At 52.0% G+C, this 25561-nt stretch carries 21 protein-coding genes; 13 read left to right on the forward strand and 8 right to left on the reverse strand.

What is annotated here, in order from left to right; all coding sequences use genetic code 11:
* Positions 1-34 precede the first annotated feature (34 nt).
* From ACFVSO_RS23245 to ACFVSO_RS23255, 3 genes are all read right to left on the reverse strand, one after another.
* Positions 35-505, reverse strand: a complete 471-nt coding sequence (locus ACFVSO_RS23245) for a CHRD domain-containing protein (protein ID WP_387478421.1) — start codon at positions 503-505, stop codon at positions 35-37.
* 124 nt (positions 506-629) lie between these two features.
* Positions 630-2111 (reverse strand): M56 family metallopeptidase, encoded by a 1482-nt coding sequence (locus ACFVSO_RS23250; protein WP_387478149.1) that lies wholly within the window; start codon positions 2109-2111, stop codon positions 630-632.
* A 6-nt stretch (positions 2112-2117) separates the two neighbouring features.
* Positions 2118-2489, reverse strand: a complete 372-nt coding sequence (locus tag ACFVSO_RS23255) for a BlaI/MecI/CopY family transcriptional regulator (protein WP_387478151.1) — start codon at positions 2487-2489, stop codon at positions 2118-2120.
* Between the two features lie 157 nt (positions 2490-2646).
* Between ACFVSO_RS23255 and ACFVSO_RS23260 the strand changes: the two genes are divergently transcribed.
* The 6 genes from ACFVSO_RS23260 (at position 2647) to ACFVSO_RS23285 (ending at position 10713) form a co-directional block, all read left to right on the forward strand.
* Positions 2647-3570, forward strand: coding sequence for an aldo/keto reductase (locus ACFVSO_RS23260; protein WP_387478154.1), 924 nt, complete (start codon positions 2647-2649; stop codon positions 3568-3570).
* A gap of 228 nt (positions 3571-3798) precedes the next feature.
* On the forward strand, positions 3799-5433 hold the full coding sequence (locus ACFVSO_RS23265) for a sensor domain-containing diguanylate cyclase (RefSeq protein ID WP_387478156.1): 1635 nt from the start codon (positions 3799-3801) through the stop codon (positions 5431-5433).
* Between the two features lie 128 nt (positions 5434-5561).
* Complete coding sequence (locus ACFVSO_RS23270) at positions 5562-6839, forward strand: ATP-binding protein (protein WP_387478158.1); 1278 nt, start codon at positions 5562-5564, stop codon at positions 6837-6839.
* 155 nt (positions 6840-6994) lie between these two features.
* On the forward strand, positions 6995-8107 hold the full coding sequence (locus ACFVSO_RS23275) for a sugar ABC transporter substrate-binding protein (RefSeq protein ID WP_387478161.1): 1113 nt from the start codon (positions 6995-6997) through the stop codon (positions 8105-8107).
* Positions 8108-8228: 121 nt separating this feature from the next.
* Entirely contained in the window at positions 8229-9731 is a 1503-nt protein-coding gene (locus ACFVSO_RS23280; RefSeq protein WP_387478423.1) for a sugar ABC transporter ATP-binding protein, read from the forward strand.
* Positions 9718-10713, forward strand: coding sequence for an ABC transporter permease (locus ACFVSO_RS23285; protein WP_387478163.1), 996 nt, complete (start codon positions 9718-9720; stop codon positions 10711-10713). Before ACFVSO_RS23280 ends, ACFVSO_RS23285 begins: the two co-directional genes overlap by 14 nt.
* Before the next feature lie 507 nt (positions 10714-11220).
* Here ACFVSO_RS23285 and hflX read toward each other — a convergent pair.
* Entirely contained in the window at positions 11221-12507 is a 1287-nt protein-coding gene (hflX, locus tag ACFVSO_RS23290; protein ID WP_387478165.1) for a GTPase HflX, read from the reverse strand.
* Between the two features lie 684 nt (positions 12508-13191).
* Positions 13192-13533: a winged helix-turn-helix transcriptional regulator gene (locus tag ACFVSO_RS23295; protein WP_387478167.1), complete on the reverse strand. Its 342-nt coding sequence runs from the start codon at positions 13531-13533 to the stop codon at positions 13192-13194.
* 236 nt (positions 13534-13769) lie between these two features.
* Between ACFVSO_RS23295 and ACFVSO_RS23300 the strand changes: the two genes are divergently transcribed.
* Entirely contained in the window at positions 13770-14141 is a 372-nt protein-coding gene (locus ACFVSO_RS23300; protein WP_387478169.1) for a DoxX family protein, read from the forward strand.
* 194 nt (positions 14142-14335) lie between these two features.
* Here the strand turns inward: ACFVSO_RS23300 and ACFVSO_RS23305 are convergent, their stop codons facing one another.
* Complete coding sequence (locus ACFVSO_RS23305; RefSeq protein ID WP_387478171.1) at positions 14336-16003, reverse strand: bifunctional metallophosphatase/5'-nucleotidase; 1668 nt, start codon at positions 16001-16003, stop codon at positions 14336-14338.
* 185 nt (positions 16004-16188) lie between these two features.
* Between ACFVSO_RS23305 and ACFVSO_RS23310 the strand changes: the two genes are divergently transcribed.
* The 3 genes from ACFVSO_RS23310 to ACFVSO_RS23320 all read left to right on the forward strand — a co-directional run bounded on the left by ACFVSO_RS23310 (position 16189) and on the right by ACFVSO_RS23320 (position 21318).
* Positions 16189-16467 (forward strand): hypothetical protein, encoded by a 279-nt coding sequence (locus ACFVSO_RS23310; protein WP_387478174.1) that lies wholly within the window; start codon positions 16189-16191, stop codon positions 16465-16467.
* A 306-nt stretch (positions 16468-16773) separates the two neighbouring features.
* The gene (locus ACFVSO_RS23315; protein ID WP_387478176.1) at positions 16774-17166 is read left to right on the forward strand and encodes a hypothetical protein; all 393 of its coding nucleotides are present in this window, start codon (positions 16774-16776) and stop codon (positions 17164-17166) included.
* A 213-nt stretch (positions 17167-17379) separates the two neighbouring features.
* Positions 17380-21318, forward strand: a complete 3939-nt coding sequence (locus ACFVSO_RS23320; RefSeq protein ID WP_387478179.1) for a discoidin domain-containing protein — start codon at positions 17380-17382, stop codon at positions 21316-21318.
* A 190-nt stretch (positions 21319-21508) separates the two neighbouring features.
* On the opposite strand, the gene ACFVSO_RS23325 is transcribed toward ACFVSO_RS23320, so the two are convergent.
* Together ACFVSO_RS23325 and ACFVSO_RS23330 are read right to left on the reverse strand one after the other, a co-directional pair.
* The gene (locus ACFVSO_RS23325) at positions 21509-22327 is read right to left on the reverse strand and encodes a hypothetical protein (protein ID WP_387478182.1); all 819 of its coding nucleotides are present in this window, start codon (positions 22325-22327) and stop codon (positions 21509-21511) included.
* Between the two features lie 139 nt (positions 22328-22466).
* On the reverse strand, positions 22467-23276 hold the full coding sequence (locus tag ACFVSO_RS23330) for an AraC family transcriptional regulator (RefSeq protein WP_387478185.1): 810 nt from the start codon (positions 23274-23276) through the stop codon (positions 22467-22469).
* A gap of 109 nt (positions 23277-23385) precedes the next feature.
* On the opposite strand from ACFVSO_RS23330, the gene ACFVSO_RS23335 reads away from it, so the two are divergent.
* The 3 genes from ACFVSO_RS23335 (at position 23386) to ACFVSO_RS23345 (ending at position 25540) form a co-directional block, all read left to right on the forward strand.
* Positions 23386-23835 carry an SRPBCC family protein gene (locus ACFVSO_RS23335; RefSeq protein ID WP_387478188.1) on the forward strand — a complete coding sequence of 150 codons (450 nt, stop codon included), beginning with the start codon at positions 23386-23388 and terminating at the stop codon, positions 23833-23835.
* A 64-nt stretch (positions 23836-23899) separates the two neighbouring features.
* Positions 23900-24679: a Cof-type HAD-IIB family hydrolase gene (locus ACFVSO_RS23340; protein ID WP_387478191.1), complete on the forward strand. Its 780-nt coding sequence runs from the start codon at positions 23900-23902 to the stop codon at positions 24677-24679.
* A 99-nt stretch (positions 24680-24778) separates the two neighbouring features.
* Positions 24779-25540 (forward strand): protein-glutamine gamma-glutamyltransferase, encoded by a 762-nt coding sequence (locus ACFVSO_RS23345; RefSeq protein ID WP_387478194.1) that lies wholly within the window; start codon positions 24779-24781, stop codon positions 25538-25540.
* The last annotated feature ends 21 nt before the right edge of the window (positions 25541-25561 follow it).

The raw sequence follows: 25561 nt of genomic DNA on the forward strand, positions 1-25561 counted from the left end.
TTAATAGCGGTAGTGACAGGCAAGGTTATAGGCCTTAACGAAGCTGGCCGCGAATTTCTCCGTCCGGGTTCTGGCGAGTGTGCACGTTCACATAAGCGTTGCCGCGCTCAATCTCGCGAACCAGACGGCGAATCGAAGAGCCGGCGAGCGGTCCAACAAGATCACTGTCGCGCAATGTGCCGGTAATGACGCCTCGTCTGAACGATACACCTTGATTGTTTGGGCCGAATAGGAACGCGACGACAGGACCGTTCTGGCCAGGACGGCCCAGATGAATATGGGCGGCGGTTACGCGTCTGATATTGCGAAGCGACAGCCGGAATCTGAGGCGGCGATTGCGTCTGCGTCTGTTCCCGTTATTGCGGTCTCCACCATTGTTCTCATCCCCATTGCGGTCGTTGCCGTTGCGTTGGTCGATTTCACGTAAAATCACATTGCCGGAAGCATTCGTGCGAACAGGCGGCACTTCATTCCGTCCCCTAAGGAACGCTCTGAAGGTTGCGATAAGACATTCCTCCTTTGCGGTTCATAGAGTAGCGTATTCACCGCAACATGGCGCAACCTGTTTTCCTGTACCTGGGGCTTGAATGGATTTTCATAGATTGTGAAATCGGGACGCCATGTAAGGGTTAGTGAATTAGTGATTCCGGATTAATGTAGGTTTCGTTTTTCAGAACCTGAAATTTCAAATGAGGTCCTACACTTTGACCGGTTGATCCTATTGTGCCGATTTGTTGGCCTTGCTTCACTTCCTCGCCAGCTTCAACCAGCATTTCTTTCAAGTGCTGATACACCGATTCAATATCATCGGCATGTGCGATGATGATTTGATTGCCTTCTACGCCTCCATATCCGGCAGCTTCAATGATGCCGTCTGCTGCAGCGTATACGGGCGTTCCTTCTTTGCTGACAATTTCAAGCCCGTTGCTGGGCCGAGTCTCATTCCGGGACTCTTGTTTCGAATCGCCAAAGCGGATCTTAATCTTTCCTTCCGCAGGCAGTATATATGAGACATCATCTGGCTGAGACTGAGACTGAGACTGAGACTGAGACTGAGACTGAGGCTGAGGCTGAGATTGCTGCTTGGCATGAATAGTCACACCAGAGAAGATGGCGATCGCAAAAATAGTTATGATAATGGCAGCTTTGATGGTAAAAGCGGATTTCTTTTTCATGGAAATCATTTGGATTCTCCTTTTGATGAGCGTTGTTTTTCCTGAGACAAAGGGAACGAGTGCGCTTCTTCTTGTAGAAGACATGAATTCCAGTACCTTGATCATGGTGCTGCCATAGCTCCTTTTATCTACCCAATTCGTAGCCAAAGCGTCGCAGGACAACTCCTGGTCTTCTCTCATTTTGAACCAGGCGAGCCATAGGAGAGGATTGAACCAATGCAGTAGTAGAAGCGCCGTCATGATCCCGTTCCATAACGCATCTTTTCTTCGGATATGGATTAGCTCATGTAGCAAAATCGAATTCCAATCCTCCTTGTCAATATGACCGACTAGGCTGGCAGGAACGAGAATTTTGGGCTTCCACCAGCCATAAGTAGCAGGGGTTTTGATATGGGTAGAAAGTCGAAGCTCCACATGTTGGTGAAAGTTCAGACGTATCTGGCACTCGGCAAGCCATTCCAATAGGTTGGGAGGCACGACGGCAGGCTGTTCAGAGGCCAGCTTCCTTCTCCAACTGAAATAGGAATAAGCGAATAGAATACCAAGGATGAAGACACCGGCAAGCCATATCGGGAGCAGGATGTCCTTCCAGATGATCTTACTAGTCGAACTTTCTGCCGTTGGCTGTGACGGAAGCGTACTTGGGCTGGACGGATTGTCATACGCAGGATCTACGATGCGTCCATCGTAAATGCCTTGATCGACTCCTTCAATGATGCCGGAAGGGAACGGTAAACTTAAAAACTCAATAGACGGTGCCCAGGGAGAAGCGAGACGGAGAATCAGGACGAGCCATAGGAAATAGAACACCCTGGCGGAAATCTGATATCGCAGCAAGCTTCTCGCAGTCAAAAGAATAATCGCCGTCAGCACAGCTGTCGGGGTGGCTGCCAGCGTCCAATGGAACAAGGCTGCAAGCGGGGAGGGGACATCCATTACACGCTACTCCTTTTCATCCAAAATCCGTCTCAGCTCATGGATTTCTTCTTTGGTAAGCTTCTCGTCCTTCAGGAAATGAACAAGCATAGGTGCAGGGGAGCCCTTATAGAACCGCTGCAAAAATGATTTTCGTTCCGAACGGTAGCATTCATCCTCCGATACTGCGGGTGAATAGTAGTACGTTTTGCCTTCCGCGACAAATGAAATAGCCTCTTTCTTCAGAAGTCTGCTAATCAGTGCTTTAACCGTCTTAGGCTTCCACGCCTTATCGTCTTCAAGTGTAACGATGACTTCCTGCGCCGTGATAGGGGACTTGCGCCATAAGATCGTCATGACTTCCCACTCGGCTTCGGAGATGGATGGAATATCTCGCATGCTAGAACTCTCCTTTTCAAAGAATTACACGTGTAATCTTCAATAGATTACATTTGTAATCGATAATTGTCAACTGTTGTAAACCAGCTTGTTTTTAATCGCGCCTTCCAAAAGGTATAATGGTGTAGAAATCGTATGAGCTGGGAGGAGAGTCGTTATGAAGTATAGACGTTTGGGCAGTACGAACCTGCATGTGTCGGTGATCGGTATAGGGACCTGGCAGTTCGGCGGAGAGTGGGGCCGCGAATATACGCAAGCGGAAGCAGATGCGATTCTGGATAAAGGGCATGAGCTCGGCATCAATCTGATCGATACGGCAGAATGCTACGGCGACCACCTGTCGGAGAGTTTAATTGGCGATTATTTGAGCCGGAGAAACCGCGAGGACTGGATCGTCGCGACGAAGTTCGGGCATCACTTCCATAATCTGTTCACGCGTACAGACGTATACGATGCGGCGGGCGTGACCGCTCAGCTCGACGCTTCGTTGAAGGCACTGAAGCTGGAGTACATTGATCTGTATCAATTCCATTCCGGACCGGATGTTGCATTCGATAACGATGAGCTGTGGACGACACTGGACAAGCAGGTTCAAGCCGGTAAGATCCGGTTCCTCGGCACGTCGATCGGCAAAAATGACAATTTGCATCAGACCGATGCCTCGACAAGCGTCAATTCCCGCACGATTCAGGTCGTGTACAACCGTCTGGACCGCAAGCCGGAGGAGCAAGTCTTCCCGTCCTGCGAGCGCCAGGATCTGGGTGTACTTGCCCGCGTTCCGCTTGCGAGCGGCTACTTGAGCGGGAAATACAAGCCTGGAGCGGTATTTGCGAACAATGACGTGCGCCATCGCCATGATGCTGAAGCTACGCGGCAGAAGCTGGAGGAGGTAGAGCGCATCGCTCGCGAGGAAGTGCCTGCCGGCGTGGATATGGCAAGTTGGGCGCTGGCATGGTGCTTGAAGCACCCGGCGGTCACGACGGTTATACCGGGCTGCAAGGACCCGGCTCAGGTGGAATCCAATGCGCGTGCGGCAGAGCTGCTGACGGAGCCCCATCCTCAGGACGTAGCCGGGAAGTAAAAAGTGGGCAAGAGCTCGCAGGGGCCTCTCTTCCAGGACCTGAGCAGCGCAGAAGCTTATCAATCGGCTGATCATCTCATAAACACAGACGCCTCCAAAGCCACGGTTCAAGTGGTTACGGGGCGTCCTTTTTTATACCTTCCTTAAATCCCATAAATAGACTATAATACTGCTGAATCCGGCTGCATCGACACGTATCGACATAGACCGCGAGAGGGGGGCGCGACGATGAAGCTGAGAACGTATTTTTTGTTATCGTTTGCCTGTCTAATTATCGTAGTAATCGTCTCCATGAGTGTAGTGATTAGCCAGAGAACCAGCCATGAGGTCAGAGAGGAAATAGGCGGCTCGCTCGCTGCACTTGCCTATCAGATGTCCGATAAGCTGGATTACTATATGTGGTCGCGCTATAACGAAATTTTGTTGTTAAGCCATTTGAAAGCGCTGCGCTTTCCTTCGGATTTGGAAGAAGTGAGGGGGCTATTGCGTGAGCTGAATAAAAATATACCTTCCTTCTCGTGGGTGGGGCTGTCCGATCCGGATGGGAACATATTGGCATCTACAGGGGGCATTCTGGTAGGCAGCAGCATTGCCGGGCGTCCGGTGTACAAGGAAGCGCTGGAGAAGCCGTTCATAGGCGATGTGCATGATGCGGTGCTCTTATCGGAGCTGCTGCCGAACCCTACGGGAGAGCCGCTGAAATTCGTTGATATCAGTACACCGTTGTTCGATGACAACGGAAAGCTGACGGGCGTATTGGCCGCCCATCTCAGCTGGGAATGGACCAAGGAAATTAAGTTTTCCGTACTAAAATCGCTCCAAGGGGACAGTAAGAACGCGATTGAAGTATTCATCTTAAGTGCGATAGACGATACGGTGCTGCTTGGTCCGGACTCTTGGGCTGGCAAAAAACTCGTGCTTGAAGGAGCCGGGCAATATAGCGGGACTAACGAATGGACGGTCCAGCAATGGCCGGATGGTCGGTCTTACTTGACGGGCTTTGCGCAGGGCGCAGGCTACAACAATTATCCCGGAATGGGCTGGAAAATTATCGTTCGTCAGCCTGCCGAGGTTGCTTTTGCCCCTATTCACTCGCTCGTAAAAGATATCGTATTGCTAGGCGTAGTGCTTACTTTGCTCTTCTCCGTACTGGCGTGGTTGTTTGCGGGAAACATTTCGAAGCCGCTCTCCCGGATTGCGGAAGCAGCCGATCGACTGCGGCGGGGGGATAAGACAGAGATTCCGCAAGCTCGGGGGATTAAGGATATTGAAGTATTGTCCTCTTCTCTGCGCGGGCTTATTGCAGAGCTGACGGCTACGGAATCCGAGCTGGTCAAGATGGAAGATCAGGCTCATCGGGACAAGCTGACCGGACTGCTGAACCGTTCATCGTTAGAGGCTAGTGTGACAAGAGCGATCAAGCATGCTGAGGAGAAGAACGGCGCACTGGCCTTTCTCTATATGGACCTTGACGGGTTCAAGGGCGTTAACGATTCGCTTGGTCACGACGCAGGAGATGAGCTGCTTCGCCAAGCCGCGACACGCATAAGGGACTGCATGAAAGCGCAAGATTATGCATTCCGCATGGGAGGAGACGAATTTGTTGCCGTTTTGTCCGTCCCGTTGCAAGGAGCACTGCTGGAAGCGAACGATGCGGCCAATCGCATATTGGAGAATCTGCGCGTGCCGTTCGAATTGGAAGCCGGAATTGCGAAGGTAAGCTGCAGTATCGGCGGCGCCATGTGGCCGCATAACGGGACGGACCCGCAGCTGCTGCTGAAGCTGGCTGACCAAGCGCTGTACGCCTCCAAGAGCAAAGGGAAAAACAAGCTGACTTTTGCCATAACCGAACATGCTTCTTAACAGAAGGCGCCTAGCGATAGGCGTCTTTTTTGACGAAATGATTTTTGCGGTAGGAAATTCGAATTTATGCTATATTTGGATTGCTGTGCCGTTATAAAGAATATCCATAGATGGTCAAGGGGGCTTATATGGAACACTTTCTCAAAGATTTTCTATTGAATGTGCTTATTATCTCATCCCCGTTCGTGCTATACCCCTTTTTGTATAGGCTGAAAAACCGTCTGTTGTACTACCGCTCCCTGATGTTCTTTATTTTTGCGCTGGCTTTGATTGTAACCATGTGCTTCCCTGTAAAAGTTATCGGCTTCAACTACGACTTCAGGTCTATACCGCTGACCATCGGTTCCTTGTACGGAGGGGGCGTTATCGCTCTGCTGCTCTACGGGACGCTGATCGTGACCCGTTATTTGTTAGGCAGTCCTGACAATATGATCTATGCGATCTCCCTATTGCCGACCTACCTGATTGTCTACATAGCCATACGCAAATTCCAGCATGCATCACTGGCCTGGAAGATCGCCTGGGCTGTCATCCTCAGCATCCTCATTAAGTTGATTACGCTCCTTTTATTTCTCACGATTACGAACCAGCAGCAGTATTTGCTGAATCAACCGTTGCACCTGCTCACTACCTATGCGATGCAAGCTTTAATCGTTGGGGTTACGGTCTATGCCATTGAATTTTTGAACAGGCATTATCATATGCAGGAAGAAGTTGTGAAGAGCGAGAAGATGCGGCTTGTCAGCGATATGGCGGCATCGGTCGCCCATGAGATCCGCAATCCGCTCACCGCCGTCCGGGGTTTTATCCATCTGCTCGGCGCACCCGGCATTCAACCGGAGAAAAAAGAATTCTACAAAAATATTTGCTTCTCCGAGCTGGACCGGGCGGAGCATATTATTGCGGATTATTTGTCGCTGGCCAGAACCGATCCCGAACTGATGGAAGCGATCAATGTGAATATTGAGGTCGAATACTTGTCTAACATTCTGCTGACCTACGCGAACTTCAATAATGTGCATCTGTCCGTTCAACTGACGAATGGTGAAGTGCCGCTGACGATAGGGGACAAGTACAAATTCCGCCAAGCGTTAATTAATATTGGGAAAAATGCGATCGAGGCGATGCCAAACGGCGGAACGCTGGAGCTGGTGACCGAATGCCGTAACGATACAGCAACAGTCATGATCCGCGACACGGGAAGCGGCATGACGGGCGATCAGCTGAAGCGTCTTGGAACACCTTATTATTCGACCAAGGAGAAGGGGACGGGTCTCGGTACGATGATTTCCTTCAGCATTATTAAGAAGATGCATGGAAAGATCGATGTGAGGAGCGAGGTGGGCAAGGGAACCCGCTTTACGCTTCATTTTCCCCGGTATAAGACGGCGGTAGCGATGGTATAGAAGGAATTTGGATTAAGATTTTCTATGGAAAAGGGACTAATCTATGAAAATTTTTTCAAAAAATTAGGGATAACCTATTGACGATCCTGGGTATATCCGATAGGATTACTTGTATTAAAGCGGTGAATGAATCAGTCAGAAGGAGAGAGTTCAGCATGTTTAAAAGAAATAAATTAAGCGTCGTTTTGGTGCTGATGCTGGCGATTGTAATCGCGGCAACGGGCTGCGGAGCGGATACCGGGAAATCTTCCGGAGGTTCCGTGAAAGAGGTAGAGAATCTGCCTGCGGCATTGAAAGAGAAGGGCGATATTAAAATTAAAGTTATCCGTAAAATCGGCGGCGACGATCATACAGCGCAATTCCTGGCAGGCGCTAAGCAAGAGGGAGAAGCGCTGGGCTTCAAGGTTGACACGTTCTCGGCGAACGGGGATACGGCGAAGTATCTGGACGCGATTGAGCAAGCAGCGAACAGTGATGTGGATGCGGTAGTCTTGTCCCATGCAGAGGATGCTGCGGTAGTGGAACTGGCGCAAAAGCTGAGAGACAAAGGCATTGAAGTAGTAGCCTTCGACTCCATCGGCGATCTGAGCACGGTGGAAGGCGTGACGCTGACATCCCAGAAGGACGAAGCGCTGGCGCAATACGCATTGGACGAGCTGGTGAAGCAGCACGGCGAAGAAGCGAAGATCGTATACCTGTGGGTAGACGGCTTCCCGCCAATGGTCCGCCGCAACCATGTTTACCAAGATGTGCTGGCGAAGCACACTGGCATTAAGGAAGTAGCACGCTTCGGCGTTGCCAACGACAATACAACGGTTGAAACGCAAAACGCCGTTGCCGCCATGCTGACGCAATATCCGAAAGGCGAGATCGACGCGATCTTCGCAACTTGGGATGCATTCGCCATCGGCGCTACCCGAGCTCTGGTAGAAGCGGGACGCACGGAGATCAAAGTCTACGGCATCGACGTATCCAATGCCGACCTGCAAGCGATGCAAGAAGAGAACAGCCCGTGGGTAGCTACGGCTGCTGTAGACGCGAAGATGATTGGCGCGGTTAACGTACGTATCGCAGCGAAGAAGCTGGCCGGGGAAGAGACGCCTGCGACCTTCGATCTGGATGCGGCTCTGATCACGCAAGAGAACCTGAAGAAATCGAGCGAAGCGGTTAACGTAGCAACGCTGGCGGACATTATTCCGGGTTGGGGCACGACGGACGCTTTTGAAGAGGATTGGATGAAAGCACTCAAAGAAGCTAACGCCAAGTAGGCTGGTAGAATGCTATAATAGGACAACATACAGGCGCCCTTATCCGTTGGATGGGGGCGCTGAATCCTGTTTGGAGAGGGAGGTGCGCCTCTTGGTGGATCACAATAGAACGCGACTGGAGATGAAAGGCATCTCGATTGCCTTCCCCGGAGTACAGGCACTGACCGAAGTGGATTTCCATACGGAGAGCGGAAGATCCCATGCGCTGATCGGCGCGAACGGGGCGGGCAAGTCTACGCTGATGAAGGTGCTGTCCGGCGCTTACAGCCATTACACAGGCGAGATTCTGCTGAACGGTCAGCTTGCGAATATTCGAAGCCCGAAGGAAGCAAAGAACCATGGTATTCAGATTGTCTATCAGGAAGTGGATACGGCACTGATCCCGAATCTGTCCGTCGGTGAAAATATTATGATGGAACATACCGTGCACGGCATGCGCGGCAAACATATGATGAATTGGAAACAGCTGCACCGAGCGGCGCAGGCGGTGTTGGACCGGCTCAAGGTGAGAGTACCTACACGGAAGCTGGTGCAGGAATTGACGCTGGCGGAGAAACAGATGGTGCTGATTGCCCGGTCTGTCTCGATGGAATGCAAATTTCTCGTATTGGACGAGCCTACAGCACCGCTTAGCATCAGCGAGACGGAAGCGCTCTTCTCTCTCGTCAGGCTGCTCAAGTCGGATGGGGTCGGCATTATCTTTATTTCGCACCGGCTGCCGGAGCTGTACGAGATTTGCGACGACATTACGATTATGCGAGACGGTCGCTTGGTGACGCGCGAAGAGATTGCGAAGCTGGAGCAGCAGGAGATTGTGGAGCATATGCTGGGTGCCAAGCTCGACGGCCAATTCCCGGAGCGGGATAGCCGTGTCGGTGAGATTGCTTTTGAAGCGAAGGATATGTATGACAGCGGCAAGGTGAACGGTGTTTCTTTGACGGTACGGAAGGGCGAGATTGTGGGTTTAGCTGGCTTGGTTGGAGCCGGCAAGACGGAGTTGTGCCGGGCATTGTTCGGCGCATCGGAGACGGCGAAGGGCGACCTGTTCTTGAATGGAACGAAGCTGAAGGTGCGCAGTCCGCATCAGGCAGTCCGCAGCGGATTAGCTTTGGTGCCGGAAGAACGCCGCCGCGAGGGGATCTTTGTTGAGGAGTCGGTCGTGATGAACGTAACGGCTGCCAGCCTGTCCAAGTATGCGAATGGAGCATCCTGGGTTAGCGGCAGGCAGGAGCGGGTGGTGACGCAAGAGATTATTCAGAGTCTTGGGGTGAAGACTCCGGGCCAACAGGCGAAGGTCCGCAACCTGTCCGGCGGTAACCAGCAGAAGATTGCGATCGGCAAGTGGCTGCTGACCGATGCGGACGTCTATATTTTCGACGAGCCGACGAAAGGCGTCGATGTGGGCGCCAAACGGGATATTTACAATCTCATCGCGGAGCTTGCGAGCAAAGGCAAAAGTGTCTTGTATGCGTCCAGCGAAATCGCGGAGATTATGGGCATTACGGACCGCATCTATGTGATGTATGACGGGGAGATCCTGAAGGAGCTGGATACGGCTCACACCAACGAGGAAGAAATTATGCTGTACAGCACGGGGGGCTTAATCACACATGAACAAGGCTAATGCAATCCGGTCCAACCGAGGCACAGGCGGGGCATTCCAGTTCCTGTACAAATACGGGACGCTCATTACGATATTGCTGCTGATTGTCTTTTTTGGCGCGATGACGGACAATTTTCTAAACTCCGCCAATATAATTAACATCCTGCGCTCGATCTCAATCGTTACGATTATTGCGATAGGCCTGACGGTATCGCTGGCAGTCGGAGGATTTGACTTGTCGGTTGGCTCGACGGCTTCCGTTGCGAATGCGCTAGTCATATCACTGTTTGTATGGCATGGGCAGGGCGTTGGCGTGAGTCTGGCGATTACGATCTTTTTCTGTCTGGTCGTAGGTTTGGTTAATGCGTTCCTGGTCATTAATTTCAAGATACAGGACATGCTCATGACGCTGGCGACGATGTTTATATTCCAAGGCATCGCGCTTACGTATACGAGAGGCGCGACCATCTCGCAAAACATGATTATGCCAAACGGCGATTTTGCAACGGGTATCATTCCAAAGGCGTTTGGCAATTTGGGCAAGGTGCCGGGCATTATCATCATTATGCTTGTCGTGGTCATTCTCGTGCATATCTTTCTGACCTATACGAAGCATGGTCGGTATATGTATATGATTGGCGGCAATCCAGAGGCGGCCAAGCTGTCGGGCATTGCCGTAAGCAAGTACCGGCTGCTCGCTTACCTGATTTCCGCGTTGTTCGCGGGTATCGGCGGGATTATTCTGGCATCGCGCGTCATGACGGCAGAAGTGAACGCTGGCGGTCCCTATCTGATGGACGCGGTTGCTGCTGCCTTTATCGGTTACTCCGTGCTGGGCGCGGGCAAGCCGAATGCGTTCGGCACATTCGTTGGCGCTATTCTCATCGGCATCCTGTCGAATGGCCTCATCATGATGTCGGTCCCGTATTACGCGATGGATATCGTGAAAGGCTCCGTCCTCGCGCTCGCGCTGGCGATTACGTATTATAAACGCAATCATTAGCTGCGCTTGGTCCGCGTTGTAAATAAAAATGCCCCTCCATGCAAAGAAGCATGGAGGGGCATTTTTTGTGTAAGCCGAGAGACTCGGCTTAGAGAGTGTGTCCGGGCGCCGCGAGGCTCTGTAAGCCGAAAAACTCGGCTTAGAGCGCTCACCCGCTCGCCGCGAGGCTTTGCAAGCCGAAAAACTCGGCTTAGAGCGCTCACTCGCGCGCCGCGAGGCTCTGCAAGCCGAGAAACTCGGCTTAGAGCGCTCACCCGCTCGCCGCGAGGCTCTGCAAGCCGAAAAACTCGGCTTAGAGCGCTCACCCGCGCGTCGCGAGGCTCTGCAAGCCGAGAAACTCGGGTTAGAGCGCTCACTCGCGCGCCGCGAGGCTTTGCAAGCCGAAAAACTCGGCTTAGAGCGCTCACCCGCTCGCCGCGAGGCGCTGCAAGCCGAAAAACTCGGCTTAGAGCGCTCACCCGCGTGCCGCGAGGCTCTGCAAGCCGAAAAACTCGGCTTAGAGCGCTCCTATTCCAGCTCGGTGAAGTCTTCCCGGTGGCGCTCATAGTCGGCCAGGCTGCATTCGAGCTTCATGCGGGTGCCGCCTTCTTCGTAGCTGGTTTCCAGAACGTTGGCGCACTCGTTAAAGTATGCGACAAGACGCCCCTGATCGTACGGGATCAAAATGTCCTTCACGACGTAGTCGCTGAAGATATGATTTTTTACAACGTCTACGAGCTCGGCAACCCCTGCTCGCTCCTTCACTGACATATATACGCTGCGCTCGTTCGCCTGCGGATAAGCATGATCGGTCAGATCGCACTTGTTATAAGCGTAGACAGTGGGGATGTCTCCCGCTCCCAACGCATCAAGCGTCTCGTTCGTCACGCTAACGAGATGCTCGTAGTCATCATGGGCGTAGTCCACTACATGCACCAGCAGGTCGGCCTCCGTCACTTCCTCAAGCGTGGAACGAAACGCTTTGATCAGGTGATGGGGCAGCTGGCTCACGAATCCGACCGTATCGGTCAGCAGGAAGGACTTGTTGTCTGGCAGATCGATGCTTCTGACAGAAGTCTCGAGTGTAGCGAACAGCATATCCTTGGCAAAAACCTGCTTGGTTGTCTCGGGATCGTACGTCTCCAGCAACGCGTTCATTAAGCTGGATTTGCCCGTATTCGTATAGCCGACCAGACAGACGACCGGCACATCGTTTTTCTTCCGCTGCTTCCGCTGCTGCTGCCGCGTAGCGACGAGCTTCTCCAGCTCAGACTGCAAAACGGTAATCCGCTCCTCAATCCGGCGACGGTCAAGCTCCAGCTTCGTCTCGCCCGCGCCTCTGTTTCTTAAGCCGGCGCCACCGCCGCCGCCCTGTCTGCCCAGCGAAGCACGAAGGCCGATTAGCCGCGGCAAGGAATATTGCAGCCGCGCTACTTCAACCTGCAGCTGTGCCTCGCGCGTCTTGGCGCGTTCTGCGAATATATCCAGGATCAGCATCGTGCGATCCATTACTACGCATTCCAGCTCGGCCTCCAGATTGCGGATTTGAGAAGGGGAAAGCTCGTCATTGAAGATGGCGATCTCTGTCTCATGCCCCGCCAGCAGAGCCTTCAGCTCTTGGATTTTGCCTGTTCCAAGATAATGGGAGGGATTGACCCGCTCCGCTTTCTGAGTTAATTCATCTACGACATCAATATAACGAGCGGCGGCAAGATTGCGCAGCTCCAGCATGGAATATTCGAAGTCTGAATCCTTCTGAAGCTGGACACCGACGACGATCGCTTTTTGAACCAATTGTTCCGTTAATTCTTGCATATATTTAACCTCCTAATGATTGTACTAAGTATCAAAAAAACACAGGCAGGCAGCCTGTGTTTATTATCGCAAGAGGAGATCAGCACCCGGCAACGAGGATAAAAACCTCATTACAGGTGAAAGAATGGTCTTCTATAGCCCAGTATATAGACAACGTCCATCCCACACGACGGCATGGCTTGCTGCTGATAAGCACAGCATACCAAAGGCAGGGAAGTGTTGCTCCATATGTCTTGCTATAGATGGTTACGATGAATGTAGACAGACCAATCCTGAGTCCTCTGCGCACAGGCAGAGCTTCGGCGCTATTCAATTAGCCGCGCAAAGACCTAACTCGGATGTAATCTATCACCATGTAACCCTCCAATCCTTGGAATGAACCAAGTGTAGCATAATCGCAAATCTGGATGCAACCGGAGGACGAGACAATTCGCAGTAGAGTTTAATTATAGTCAAATCATCCGTCGTTTCATCGACTGCAAAAAATTTGTTCGTCATTGGATACATGCATGCTTTTGAGTTGCGAATAAGATGCATCAGCTAGGTTTGGAATCCGGCAAATCATGATTTGAAGCAGGATATCAAAACAGGAGATCAGAAGTATGATTAATGCTTCAAACCATTCATGCGATTAAGAAATGAAGCCATAAAGAAAGGCGACGGAGCAAGCTCTGCCGCCTTTTCTTATGGCTTTGTGTCTGTCGAGGGGGCGTCGGGATCAATCCATTGTTCGGCCCAGCTTGCAATATCTGTGAACAAAGGAGATAATGCCTGGCCTTTCTCTGTTAGCGAATATTCGATACGGACAGGCATCTCCGGATACACATCACGGCGAATCAATCCCTCAGCCTCCAGCTCTTTCAGGCGGTCTGACAGAACCTTGCCGCTCAGATTAGGCAGACTGTGATCAATATCGGAAAAACGCTGGGGACCGGACAAAAGCCGGAAAATGATGAAAGCGACCCATCGTTTGCTTAATAGTTCGACGGCTTTCTCGAATCGTGTGCAAAGCTGCTTCTGTTCCATACATGAACACCCTTTCTGTACTTCTATTATAGTATCAGCACGCAAAAGGGACAATGCAAGGGACTGAACGATGAACCTGCCGCGCAGCAGCCTCGAGAAAGGGGTAGACTTACGAATGGTATGTTGAATCGTGAATCGCCAAGGTGAATAAAAAAAGAATTGACGCATAATCATTACTATTATAAACTAAGTTACAAATAGTAAGTTAATGATATCAAGTAATGGAAGGAGGTTGTATGATGAACATCGCATTGTGGGCTGTTCAAATTTTTCTCGGACTTATGTTCCTTATGGCCGGCCTCATGAAATCGACGATTAATGAAAAGTCGAAGGAAAAGCTTCCGTGGACGAAACAATATTCAGACGGTTATGTTCGGTTCATCGGCATCTCGGAGCTATTGGGAGGATTGGGACTCATTCTGCCTGGCGCGCTTGGCATAGCCGCTATCCTTACGCCAATTGCTGCGCTTGGAATTGCTATCATAATGGTGCTTGCGATTGTGTTCCATGTAAAACGCAATGAAAACCAGGCCCTTGGCATGAATATCGTATTGCTGCTATTTGCTTTGTTTATCGTGGTGGGGAGACTGTGGATCGCCCCATTCTAATGTATCATTGATGATTAGAATTACGGGCCGCCCGGTTAGACTCCAGCCTCGCTGCAGTAGCCAGGTCTGGAGCCTTTTTATAAAGAAGTGACAATCTCGTTACCCTGCATCAAAGAAGTTTTGTGCAGACGGGAGCATCCACATTAATCTGCGACTTCAGATCTGCTGCTCCAATGCAGCTTGCGGCAGACTCTTCAGTTAATCCGCTCCCCGATTACGTTCCAATTCGAAATCAAGTCCACATGCCACTCGGCTCGGGCTGAGAGGGCTTCGGCCATCAAATCGGAAATTTCCGTTGTATATTGCCTTACGATTGGCGCTTCAAGCATCATATTATAGCCGCCGCTGCCGCTCGCGCGGTAATGGTTCATTGCGACTTCCAGCTCCTGATCCATAGCCAGCGGAGCGCCGTCATACAGAAGACGCGACACCCGCTCTCCGGGAGGGCGAGAGATGTCCAGCGTATAGTGAATTCCATCCCACATATCGTAATGAAACGGCTGCGGCTTCGGGTACAAGAAGGAAGAATGCACAGCAATTGCGCCTTTCTCATCCAGCTCAAAATACCGGGCCGAATGTTCTAATGCGAGCTTTACCTGATAGCCGCTTAGCCTGCGTACCGTCAGCGTGTTGGGATAGGGGTAGTTGGCTGCGATATCGCGCATCGTCACGACAGTGCCGAAGCCGGGAGCGTGATTGTCCATTAGCGCGGTGAGTGCGACACTAGTTCCGGCAGCCTTCATCTGGACGGCATTCAGCCACTGGATGAAAGGATGCTTGCGAAGTCTCACTTCATGCGCATTCCGAATAAGCAGATCGCTTGCCATACGTCCAAGCGGCTTATCCATCCAGCGGTTAAGCTCTACGAGACTAGGCGCAAGCCATTCGGGCTGCTCGCTGGTGCCTGAGACCGTTACCGGAATGAGCTGCGTTGCTGCCTCTTGAAGACTCCAGCGACCATCACCTGAACGGGCAAGAGTAAGCCGCGCTTCTCCCAGATGGGAGCCGTATACACCGGGTTGGACAATAGCGGTGCTGCCAATGAAATGATGCTCTATGCGGCGATGCTGGTGTCCGGTTAACAGCACATCGATGCCTTTGACCTCGGTGCATAGGCGGTAGCCTTCATTTTCCCCGGTCCAAGCTTCTGTCGGCTCGCCCGTAGCGGGATCGTTCTCGAATCCGCCGTGGTAGGAGACGATCACGACATCGGCTGACTGCTGTGAGCGAAGATAAGGCACCCACTTTCTGGCGGCTTCTACCGCAGGAAGGAAAGCCAGGCCTTCAATATGAGCGGGAAGCTCCCAATGAGGAATATAAGCGGTCGTTAAGCCGAGCACCGCTGCTCGGACTCCCGCTTCGTTCGTCCATATCCGGTAAGGCGTCCCGAAGTAGGGTTCGAGAGTGTCGCTATCCACGATATTCGCACAGAGCCATGGACAAGGGGCATCAGAGGAGACGAGTCGGATCGCCTCCTTGCCGTAATTAAACTCATGATTGCCGGGTACAAAAGCATCGCAGCCTGCCGCCGCAAGCCATTCCGTCATGGGATGGCTTGCGGTCTTCTGATGCCGGATACGCTTCATAAAATAATCGGATAATGGCGAGCCTTGATACAGATCTCCATTGTCTATCCAGAGCAGCGCGCTTCCGTGCTGCCGCTTCTTGACCGAGATCAGGTCCGTGAGCGCGGACAGGCGCTTCCAGTCGGACAGCGAAGGCGACTGGTCCGGCGGACACCGGAAGCCGTGGATATCGCTGGTTGATAAAATCGTAATGGTTGATGTTATGCAGCCGGACATGTGAAGCACCTTCATTCTTTTAAGATGGGCAATGGAGATGCCTTCTTTCGGATTCGCCACGGGCATATCCGATCCTTTAGGACATGAAGCATTTACAATTATTTAAAATGGGATGGTTAGTGCGGTTGCAGGTCATTTGGAATCATGTTACATTATTAGTAACGAATTGAAAGCGGGAGCACCGTGACTTCAGAACTTAGTTCTGTTAGTCGCGGTGCTTTTTCATTTAATCGGAGGTGCTATTGATGGGTGTACAGAAAGGGAATGCGGGGCCGCGTGCTCCGATTGAGCTATTTTTGGAGAAGGCGCATCCGGCGGAGGCCAGCGCGTTAATGGGTTATTTGCAGTATGACGGGGACGGGGCGGAAGGGTATCGATACCGGAACAAGGTTACCCGCTCGCTCATTGTCGTTGACGGGAATGGATCTTTGGTCTCATGCGACAAAAACGCGCTGCATACGATCGCCATCTACAAGAGTATCTTCCCCAAGCGGAAGTACAGGCGTAAAGAACAACAGGCATAACGCAGCGCTAAGAAAAGGGGATTCATGAATGGCAGCAGTCGGAAGCAGTAGAATCGAAGTGGAATGCCAAGGGGAACAACGTTATTTTAGAAAATATTTACAGTCCGGACAGGTTTCACGCCACTTGCGCAGAATATATGCATAAGTTGGGTATCCTGTTCTTGGCGAGATTGCGAATCAAAAATAAATGGCAGCACGGAATGCCGCCTGAGACATAAGGACTAAAGTATGCGGTTGCCAGCGAAACATTGTGACTTTCGGCGCGTCTATTTATGCATAGGGCTGATGGGAGAAGGAGATGTAACAATGAAATGGATTCCCGCGGCAAAAAGCGGCAAATGGTGGGGCATTGCGGCCGGATCGACGTTAATCGTCGGCGCGGCAATATGGCTCATTCGTTTTGTGTATATGGGTCAAGTTTTTACAGGTGTACATGCTTTTAGAATGCTGCTGCTGGCAGCCGTCGTGTCCTTCGCATTCAGTGCTGCAGGCTGGTTCGGGGCGCGCTGGCTATGGGGATTTTCAAATGCCGGATTAATCGCGGGGCTTGCTGCCATGGCCTTATACGGATCGGACAAGACGGGCTGGGAGGACTTAATCAGCTTTTTGTCTTTTATGATGGTGACGCTAGGGGGCATCGCCGTTGGCATCGTAGCAGAGGTTGTTGTGGCGGTATTGCGCTATAGAAAAACACGATAGAGACAAGAGGGGCATTGTGGAGCTCCTCTTTTTTTATTGTAAGAATAGACATACAAAGCTTAAGAATACGCCTAGGATGGACGGTGAGGGTGCCGTATAGTGGAAGTGACCGGGAAGCCGAGAAGATGGAGAGGAGGCGTGAGTCAAGCGGCATACAAGCGAAAAAGAGTTGTTAGGATTGGCTCAGCATTGAAAAAAGAATAGAGGAGGAACATGATGAAAACACTTTCCTGCCCTAGACATCGAGCTATATGGATTGCTTTGCTAGCGTTCACGCTTTTATTGTCACAGCTTACGCTTTATCCGCCAACTACTTCTGCGGCCAGCAACCTGGCAGCAGGTAAAACAATGTCCGCCAGCTCCTTCGTGCCGCCATACGGTCCGGCCAATGCCAATGACGGCAACCAAGGATCGTATTGGGAAAGCGCGAATAATGCTTTCCCGCAGTGGATCGCAGTAGATCTTGAGGACTTGTCCAGCATTACTCGAGTTACGCTGAAGCTTCCGGGGAACTGGGAAGCTAGAAGCCAAACTTTATCTATTCAAGGCAGTATAAATGGTAGCGCTTACAACACAATCGTTGCATCTTCGTCTTATGCATTTAATCCCAGTACAGGGAATACGGTTAACATCGACTTGCCTTCAACCGACACACGGTTCGTACGGGTCTATTACACAGCTAATACTGGATGGTCGGCAGGCCAATTGTCGGAGCTGGAAGTCATCGGAACGCCTGTCAGCACCTCCGGCACATACGAGGCAGAAGCGGCTACGCTAACGGGCGGCGCCAAGATCAACAATAATCATGTCGGTTACACCGGCTCAGGCTTCGTAGACGGCTACTGGCAGCAAGGGGCTAGCACAGCGTTCCAGGTACAGGCAGCCTCCGCCGGGCAATATGACGTTACGTTAAGGTATGGCAACGCCTCGGGCGGCAGTAAGACAGTCAGTATATATGTGAACGGCACAAAAGTGAAGCAAACAACATTAGCTAATCAGTCCTCCTGGTCGCAGTGGGCAACGCAAAAGGAAACCGTGACGCTCACCTCCGGCACGAACACAATCGCGTATAAATATGATTCGGGAGATAGCGGCAATGTCAATTTGGATTCTATTTCAGTAGTCGCTTCGACCACACCAACACCAACGGTAACACCTACCCCGACACCAACACCAACACCAACACCAACACCAACACCAACACCAACACCAACACCAACACCAACACCAACACCTACCCCGACACCAACACCAACACCAACACCAACACCAACACCAACACCAACACCAACACCAACACCAACACCAACACCAACACCAACACCAACAGTATCACCGACGCCTACGCCAGGCCCGGGCAGCAACCTGGCTGTAGGAAAGCCGATTACAGGCACTTCCTATGTGCATACCTTTATCGCCACGAATGCGAACGACAATGATGTGAACACCTACTGGGAAGGCGCGGGCGGCTCTTATCCGAATCTGCTCACTGTCGACCTTGGCGCCAATGCGAACGTGACGTCTATCGTGTTGAAGCTGAATCCTAGCTCCGCATGGGGCGCAAGGACGCAGACACTGGAGGTGCAGGGACGCGAGCAGAGCGCATCGGGGTTCTCGACCATAGCCGCCTCGGCCAACTATTCGTTCAATCCTGCCACGGGCAATACCGTGACCATTCCAGTGTCCGCGACGGCCAAGGAGGTTCGTCTTCGCATCACCGCCAATACCGGATCGAGCGCAGGCCAGGTAGCGGAGTTCCAGGTCATCGGCTCACCGGCTCCCAATCCGGATTTGACGATTACAGGCTTGTCATGGACCCCTCAGTCACCAATAGAAACCAATGCGATTACGCTTCAAGCGACCGTTGCGAACACAGGCACACTGGCCTCGGGCGCAACAAATGTGAATTTCTATCTAGGCACGACGCTTGTTGGTACCGCTCCGGTGGGCGCACTGGCAGCGGGTGCCTCTGCGAATGTATCCCTTAATACCGGCAATCGCAATGCCGGAAGCTATACGGTATCAGCGAAGGTAGACGAAGCGAACAGTGTAATTGAGCTGAATGAAAATAACAACAGCTATACCGGCCAGTCGCCGCTTGTTGTCAGCCCGGTAGCTAGCTCAGACTTAATTGCGTCATCAGTAAGCTGGTCGCCAAGCAATCCATCGGCGGGCAATACGGTGTCGTTCACCGTCGCACTGAAAAACCAAGGCACCCTCGCATCGGCTGGCGGCGCGCATAACATTACGCTGACGATCACCGACTCCGCAACTAATGCGGTCCTGAAGACGCTGACAGGCGCGTATACAGGCGTGATCGGCAGCGGGGTTACGACTGCACCGGTTGCCATGGGAACATGGACAGCAGGCAACGGCAAATACAACGTGAATGTGCAGGTTGCGGTGGATGCCAATGAGCTTCCGGTGAAGCAGGGCAACAATAGCAGTTCGCAGCCTTTCTTTGTAGGGCGCGGGGCTAATATGCCGTACGACATGTATGAAGCGGAGGATGCGTCCATTGGCGGAGGAGCATCCATCGTCGGTCCTAACCGCATCATCGGTGATCTGGCGGGTGAAGCATCCGGCCGTAAAGCCGTTACGCTTAACACAACAGGCAGCTATGTGGAGTTTACGGCAAAAGCAAGCACGAATACGCTTGTGGCACGGTACTCCATCCCGGATTCAGCGAATGGCCAAGGACAGAATTCTACGTTGAATGTATACGTAGACGGAGTGTTTGCGAAAGCCATCCCTCTTACTTCGAAGCACACATGGCATTACGGCAATGAAGCGAATCCTTCGAACAATCCGTTAGAGGGATCGCCGCGCCATATTTATGACGAGGCCAATATCATGTTCGACACAACAATTCCGCAAGGAAGCAAGATCAGGCTGCAAAAGGATGCGGCCAACACGACGTCTTACGCCATTGACTTCATTAATCTGGAGCAAGTGTCGCCAATCGCCAATCCAGACCCGGCCAAATATGTGACGCCGTCGGGATTCACGCATCAAGCGGTGCAGAACGCGCTGGATCAGGTGCGCATGGATACGACGGGCAACCTCGTAGGCGTCTACCTGCCGCCGGGCAATTACGAGACGGCGAATAAGTTCCAGGTGTACGGCAAGCCTGTTCAAATCGTTGGAGCAGGCCCTTGGTATACGCGCTTCTATGCTCCGTCGAACCAGAACAATACGGATGTCGGCTTCCGGGCGGAGAGCTCGGCGAATGGCTCCACTTTCAAAGGCTTTGCGTATTTCGGCAATTATACGTCGCGTATTGACGGTCCGGGCAAAGTATTCGACTTTAGCAATGTCGCCAATATGACGATCGACAACATCTGGGCGGAGCACATGGTTTGCCTCTATTGGGGCGCCAATACTGACTACATGAAGATTACAAACTCGCGTATCCGCAACATGTATGCGGATGGTATCAACATGACGAACGGCAGCACGCATAACCTGGTATCCAATGTTGAGGCCAGATCGACGGGCGACGACAGCTTCGCGTTATTCTCCGCCATCGACGCAGGCGGCGCGGATATGCACAGCAACGTCTATGAGAATCTGACGGCCATATTGCCATGGCGTGCGGCAGGCGTAGCGGTATACGGCGGCTACGGCAACACATTCCGCAATATCTATATCGCTGACACGCTGACGTATTCCGGCATTACGATCAGCTCGCTGGACTTTGGCTATCCGATGAACGGCTTCGGCGCTTCGCCTACGACGAACTTCGAGAACATCTCGATCGTAAGGGCAGGCGGCCACTTCTGGAACGGCCAGACGTTCCCGGGCATCTGGGTATTCTCAGCTTCGAAGGTGTTTCAGGGCATCCGGGTCAATAATGTCGACATTATCGATCCGACCTACTCCGGCATCATGTTCCAGACGAAGTATACCGGGTCGCAGCCGGAAAATCCGGTTACGGACACGATCTTCAGCAATATTACGATTTCCGGGGCGCAGAAGAGCGGCGACGCCTTCGATGCGAAGTCGGGATACGGCATTTGGGTCAATGAGATGCCAGAGCCGGGCCAAGGTCCCGCCGTCGGTTCCGTCACGTTCAACAATCTAAAGCTGATCAACAACCATCAGGATATTAAAAATACGACATCGACCTTCAATATCATTATTAATCCGTAATTTCACTATGGGACGGCTCGGGCACGCTATTGCAGCTTGGAGCCGTCCTTTTTGACTGGGCAGAAAGGAGCGCTTCAGCTATAAAAGATTCTTGGTCAGCCTATAGCAGGCTTCAGATGAAAAGCAGCTTGGCCGGTCCAGCATAGCCATACCTGTGGCATATGACGGCTATCCGGACGAGATGGCGGAGTTAGTAACTCTTCAGCTTGGCCTCTGCTTTGGCAATAACGGAAGCGATTTGCGTCTCATAGTAATGCATATTGGTTTTGTTTATGAGAATTTGCCTGATATGCACGAGCATCCGTGACAGAGAAGATGAGGTGCCGGATGCGTCGCCGCTGCGCACCGTCTGCAGAAGCACCTTCGATTCGGCGGTGAACAGCTTTTTCGTCTGGCTGGCGGCGCTTTTGGCGGCTTTAATCCGTGATTCTGTGGCCTTGTTGGCATCCAGAATGTCTCGCACGGCTTTTGTCTTGGCGGTGGCGTCCGACTTCGCTTTCTTCACGGCAGCTTCTTTGGCGCTAATATCCTTTTTGGCTGCTTGAACGGCGATTTTGGTCACTTCGACTTTAACGTTAACGATAGAGGTCAATTCTTTGTTTTTGGCGGCTTTGGCGAGGCTGAGCTGGGATCTCTGTGTATCGTACAAATCAAACAATGGCTTGTATCTTTGCTTCGCCTTGGCGACATCTCCCTCCAGCGAGGAAATTTTGGTCTTGTCGATGTCCTTGATCCGCTTGCGGATGAGCGTATCATTCTCCTGATTTTTGTAGCGGAGCGCGCTAATTTTGGTGTCAAAGCTGATATCTTGTTTCTGGAGCGTCTGAAGCTCAGCGTAATTCTTCTTAAGCTGCGTTGCGGCGGAAGCACTGGCGTTATCCACGATCTTGTCAAATGATTTCTTAGCGGTTGCCGAAAATTCGAATGGCGCGGCAAGCGCGACGGCTGAACCGACTAGCGATAAAGCAACGACGAGATAAAGGATTCGTAGCATAAACGGGGCTTTCAAGTTGAATACCTCCTTTGGCAAATAGGAGCGAAAACGCAAAAAAGCACCTGCAAGGCTGACATGAATGTCAAACCTTGCAGGTGCTTCCTGCATTTCCGTACCTTATTTTTCCTTACTATACCGCATCAACGGAATCCGGTCAACTCTCGGCAGGGAGAGAATAATAAGAGTCCGGCGTCATGCCGAGCATCGACTTGAAAGCACGGATGAAGTGGGATTGATCGAAAAAGCCAAGCTCCGCGCTCAGCTTCGCCCAGTCATCTGCTTCTCCACGATCCAGCATCTCAGCGGCATTATGAAGCCGGTAAAGCTGAATCACCCATTTGGGGCTTACGCCGACGTATTTGTGGAATAATCGCTGGAGTTTCCTAATATGCAGGTTAAAGTGGGCGCTAAGCTGCTCGACGCGAGTTACATCGCGGTTCTGCTGAATATAGGTTACAATTTCGAGAATCGTTGCGGACAAAGGGTCTCGCCTTGGAATAGCTTCCGTCAAGAGCTTGTCGGCATGGCGAATGAGCGCTTCAGGCGGCTCTCCGCTGCGCAGGGCGGACAGAAGCTGATCTCCGTCTGTACCAAACGCATCCATCATGCTCATGGAACTGTCTGTTAACGAGGAGAGCGGCTGTCTTGCATAGGGATAGAAGCCTCCGGGATGGAACTTGACGCCGAAAGCTCTGCCCGCGCCCTCCAGATGCTTCGTATACATTCGGCTGGATACGCCGTAGACGGCGATGCCGGAATGCTCGGCAACCATGTTCACGCAAGGATTCGGGATCACATCCTGGTCATAATGGACCGATTCGTCCAGATTCCAGCTTACAATCCAATAATGCTTGACGAACGGAGCCAAATCAGGTGACGGAGGGAACCGGAGCAGCTGGAATCGCTTCTCCGCCTCGGCGGGTTTCAGGACGCCCATGCTGGCGTGTTGGAGCGGGGAAGGCATCGTCTCGATCACTCCTTAAGCGGTTTGTCGCTTTTTTACAATACGGCCTCTATTACCTCCATTATACTTGGCTTATATTCATTAAATCCAGATAGAGGAGCGTGCAGCTATGAGTCATACATTCGTCACGTATATCGGCGCGGAGCCGTCAAAAGTATGGGAAGCCTTAGTTCAGCCGGAAGGAACGCGCCGCATCTTTTTTGACTGTGTACTCCAGTCCGAATTAAAGCCGGGGAGCCCGTTCTCTTATATTGGTCCAGGAAATGACGGACCGGAGACGTTACATGTCTATGGCGAAATTATAGAAATCGAGGAAGGCAGCAAGCTGACGATGCTGGAGCATCCGGGACCATCCTATTACGAAAATCATGCGGAGTTAACCTCCCGCATTATCTACACGCTGGAGCAGGCCGGTTCTTGCACGAAGCTGACGCTGATCAATGACCAATTTTCGGACAATCATCCCAGTGAGGCAAAGGCGGCAGAGAGCTGGGCGATCATCCTCAGCAGCCTGAAAACGTATGTTGAAACGGGCAAATCACTAGATTTTGGCTGGTAATAGGGCTAGCCGCCATCTCTACTATTCTTTATACTAAGAGGAAAAAGGATAGGGGAATGGCAGCATGAGCTACAAAATCGTGTTTTTTGATATTGACGGTACGCTGGTGAACGAGGAGAAGGAAATTCCTGCTGATACAATCAAGGCCATAAGCGAGCTGAAGGAGAAAGGGATCGAGCCTGTTATCGCAACGGGCCGGGCACCGTATTTCATCAAGCCGTTAACCGAGAAGCTGGGCATTGATTCATACGTATGCATGAACGGAGCATATGTGGTGTACAAGGGACAGACACTCTACAAGCGGGAGATTACGAAGCCGTCGCTTGAGACGCTTGTTGCGCTTGCGGCGCAGCATGATCATGGCCTGGTGTTCGAGGGCGAGGTCCGCTACTGCTCCGACCGCGACAATCACCCGTTCATTACGGATTCCATACAGTCGCTGAAGATCGATCTTCCTTCTTTTGAGCCGGAGTTTTGGCGGGAGAATGGTATATTTCAGGTGTTCCTGCATTGCGAGAGCCATGAGGAGCATCTGTACGAGTCGCTGAAATCCGAATTTACACTTATCCGCTGGCATCCGCAGGCGATGGATGTACTGCCGCTCGGCGGCTCCAAGGCGCAAGGCATCGCAGCGCTTCTGGACAAGCTTGGGTATTCCGCAGAGCATGCTGCAGCTTTCGGTGACGGCCTGAATGATAAAGAGATGCTGGAGTATGTCGGCTTCGGCGTGGCGATGGGCAATTCGCATCCGGAATTGCTGCCATTTGCCAACTTCGTGACGACGCATGTGGACGAGAAAGGCATACGCAATGGACTGATCGAAGCGGGATTGTTAACGGCATAAATTGCCGGATTGCACTTGTTCCCCGTTTTTTAGGGTTCACCAAACGACGATTGCCCACGTACAATAACCTAATCATACGAACAGCTTGGGGGAAATGACGTGATCGTAATCTCGGACGGCAGCCCCGTACAGTTCCCGCCGGGGATGCTGACGGAGCTCGAGAATAAGACTTTGCGGCAGAAACAGGCTAGTCCCGTTATGTACTGGTATCCGTCTCAGGAGGCCTTGCTATTCGAACTGAAGATGAGGACGAATATCGTGGAGGCGGCGAAGGCGATGTACCGGAGCGGTGTCAGCTTCGCGACCTTCAGCAACTCCCGCGCCAACCCGAGGTACTGGATCCGTACGCCGGATGGAGGCTTCCTGCTGAGGCCGGGCGTGCCGCCTTCCGTTGGGGTGAACGATATATTCCAGCAAGGGCAATTGTACGCCTTTGAATGCGCCGGGGCCATCATTATTATGCTGTACAAAGCGGTGTTGGAGACGATAGGAGAAGCTGCGTTCAACCGGCATTTTCAGAATCTCTTTCTGCGAGACTGGCAATATGATAAGGATCTTCGCCTGACAACGAGCAACAACTTGAACGAGACGTATGCAGGAGATGTGATGTACTTCAAAAATCCCGACCATGATCCCGGTTCGCCGGAGTGGCAGGGCGAGAATGTCATCAAGCTCGATGACAATCTGTTCTTCGGTCACGGGATTGGCATCGGAACAGGGCAAGATATTGTTGCTCAATTGAACAGAGCGAGAGTTCCAGGCAGCATGGTATCGGCGTACCTGCAGGATCTGGTACTGAAGCCGGACTTTGAAGCGGTGCGCATGCTGACGATGCGTGAGGATGAGGAAACGCTCGTATAGCAGACATGAAGAAGGCTGGGC

This window comes from Paenibacillus sp. NPDC057967 (genome assembly GCF_042887015.1).
GTDB lineage: Bacteria > Bacillota > Bacilli > Paenibacillales > Paenibacillaceae > Pristimantibacillus.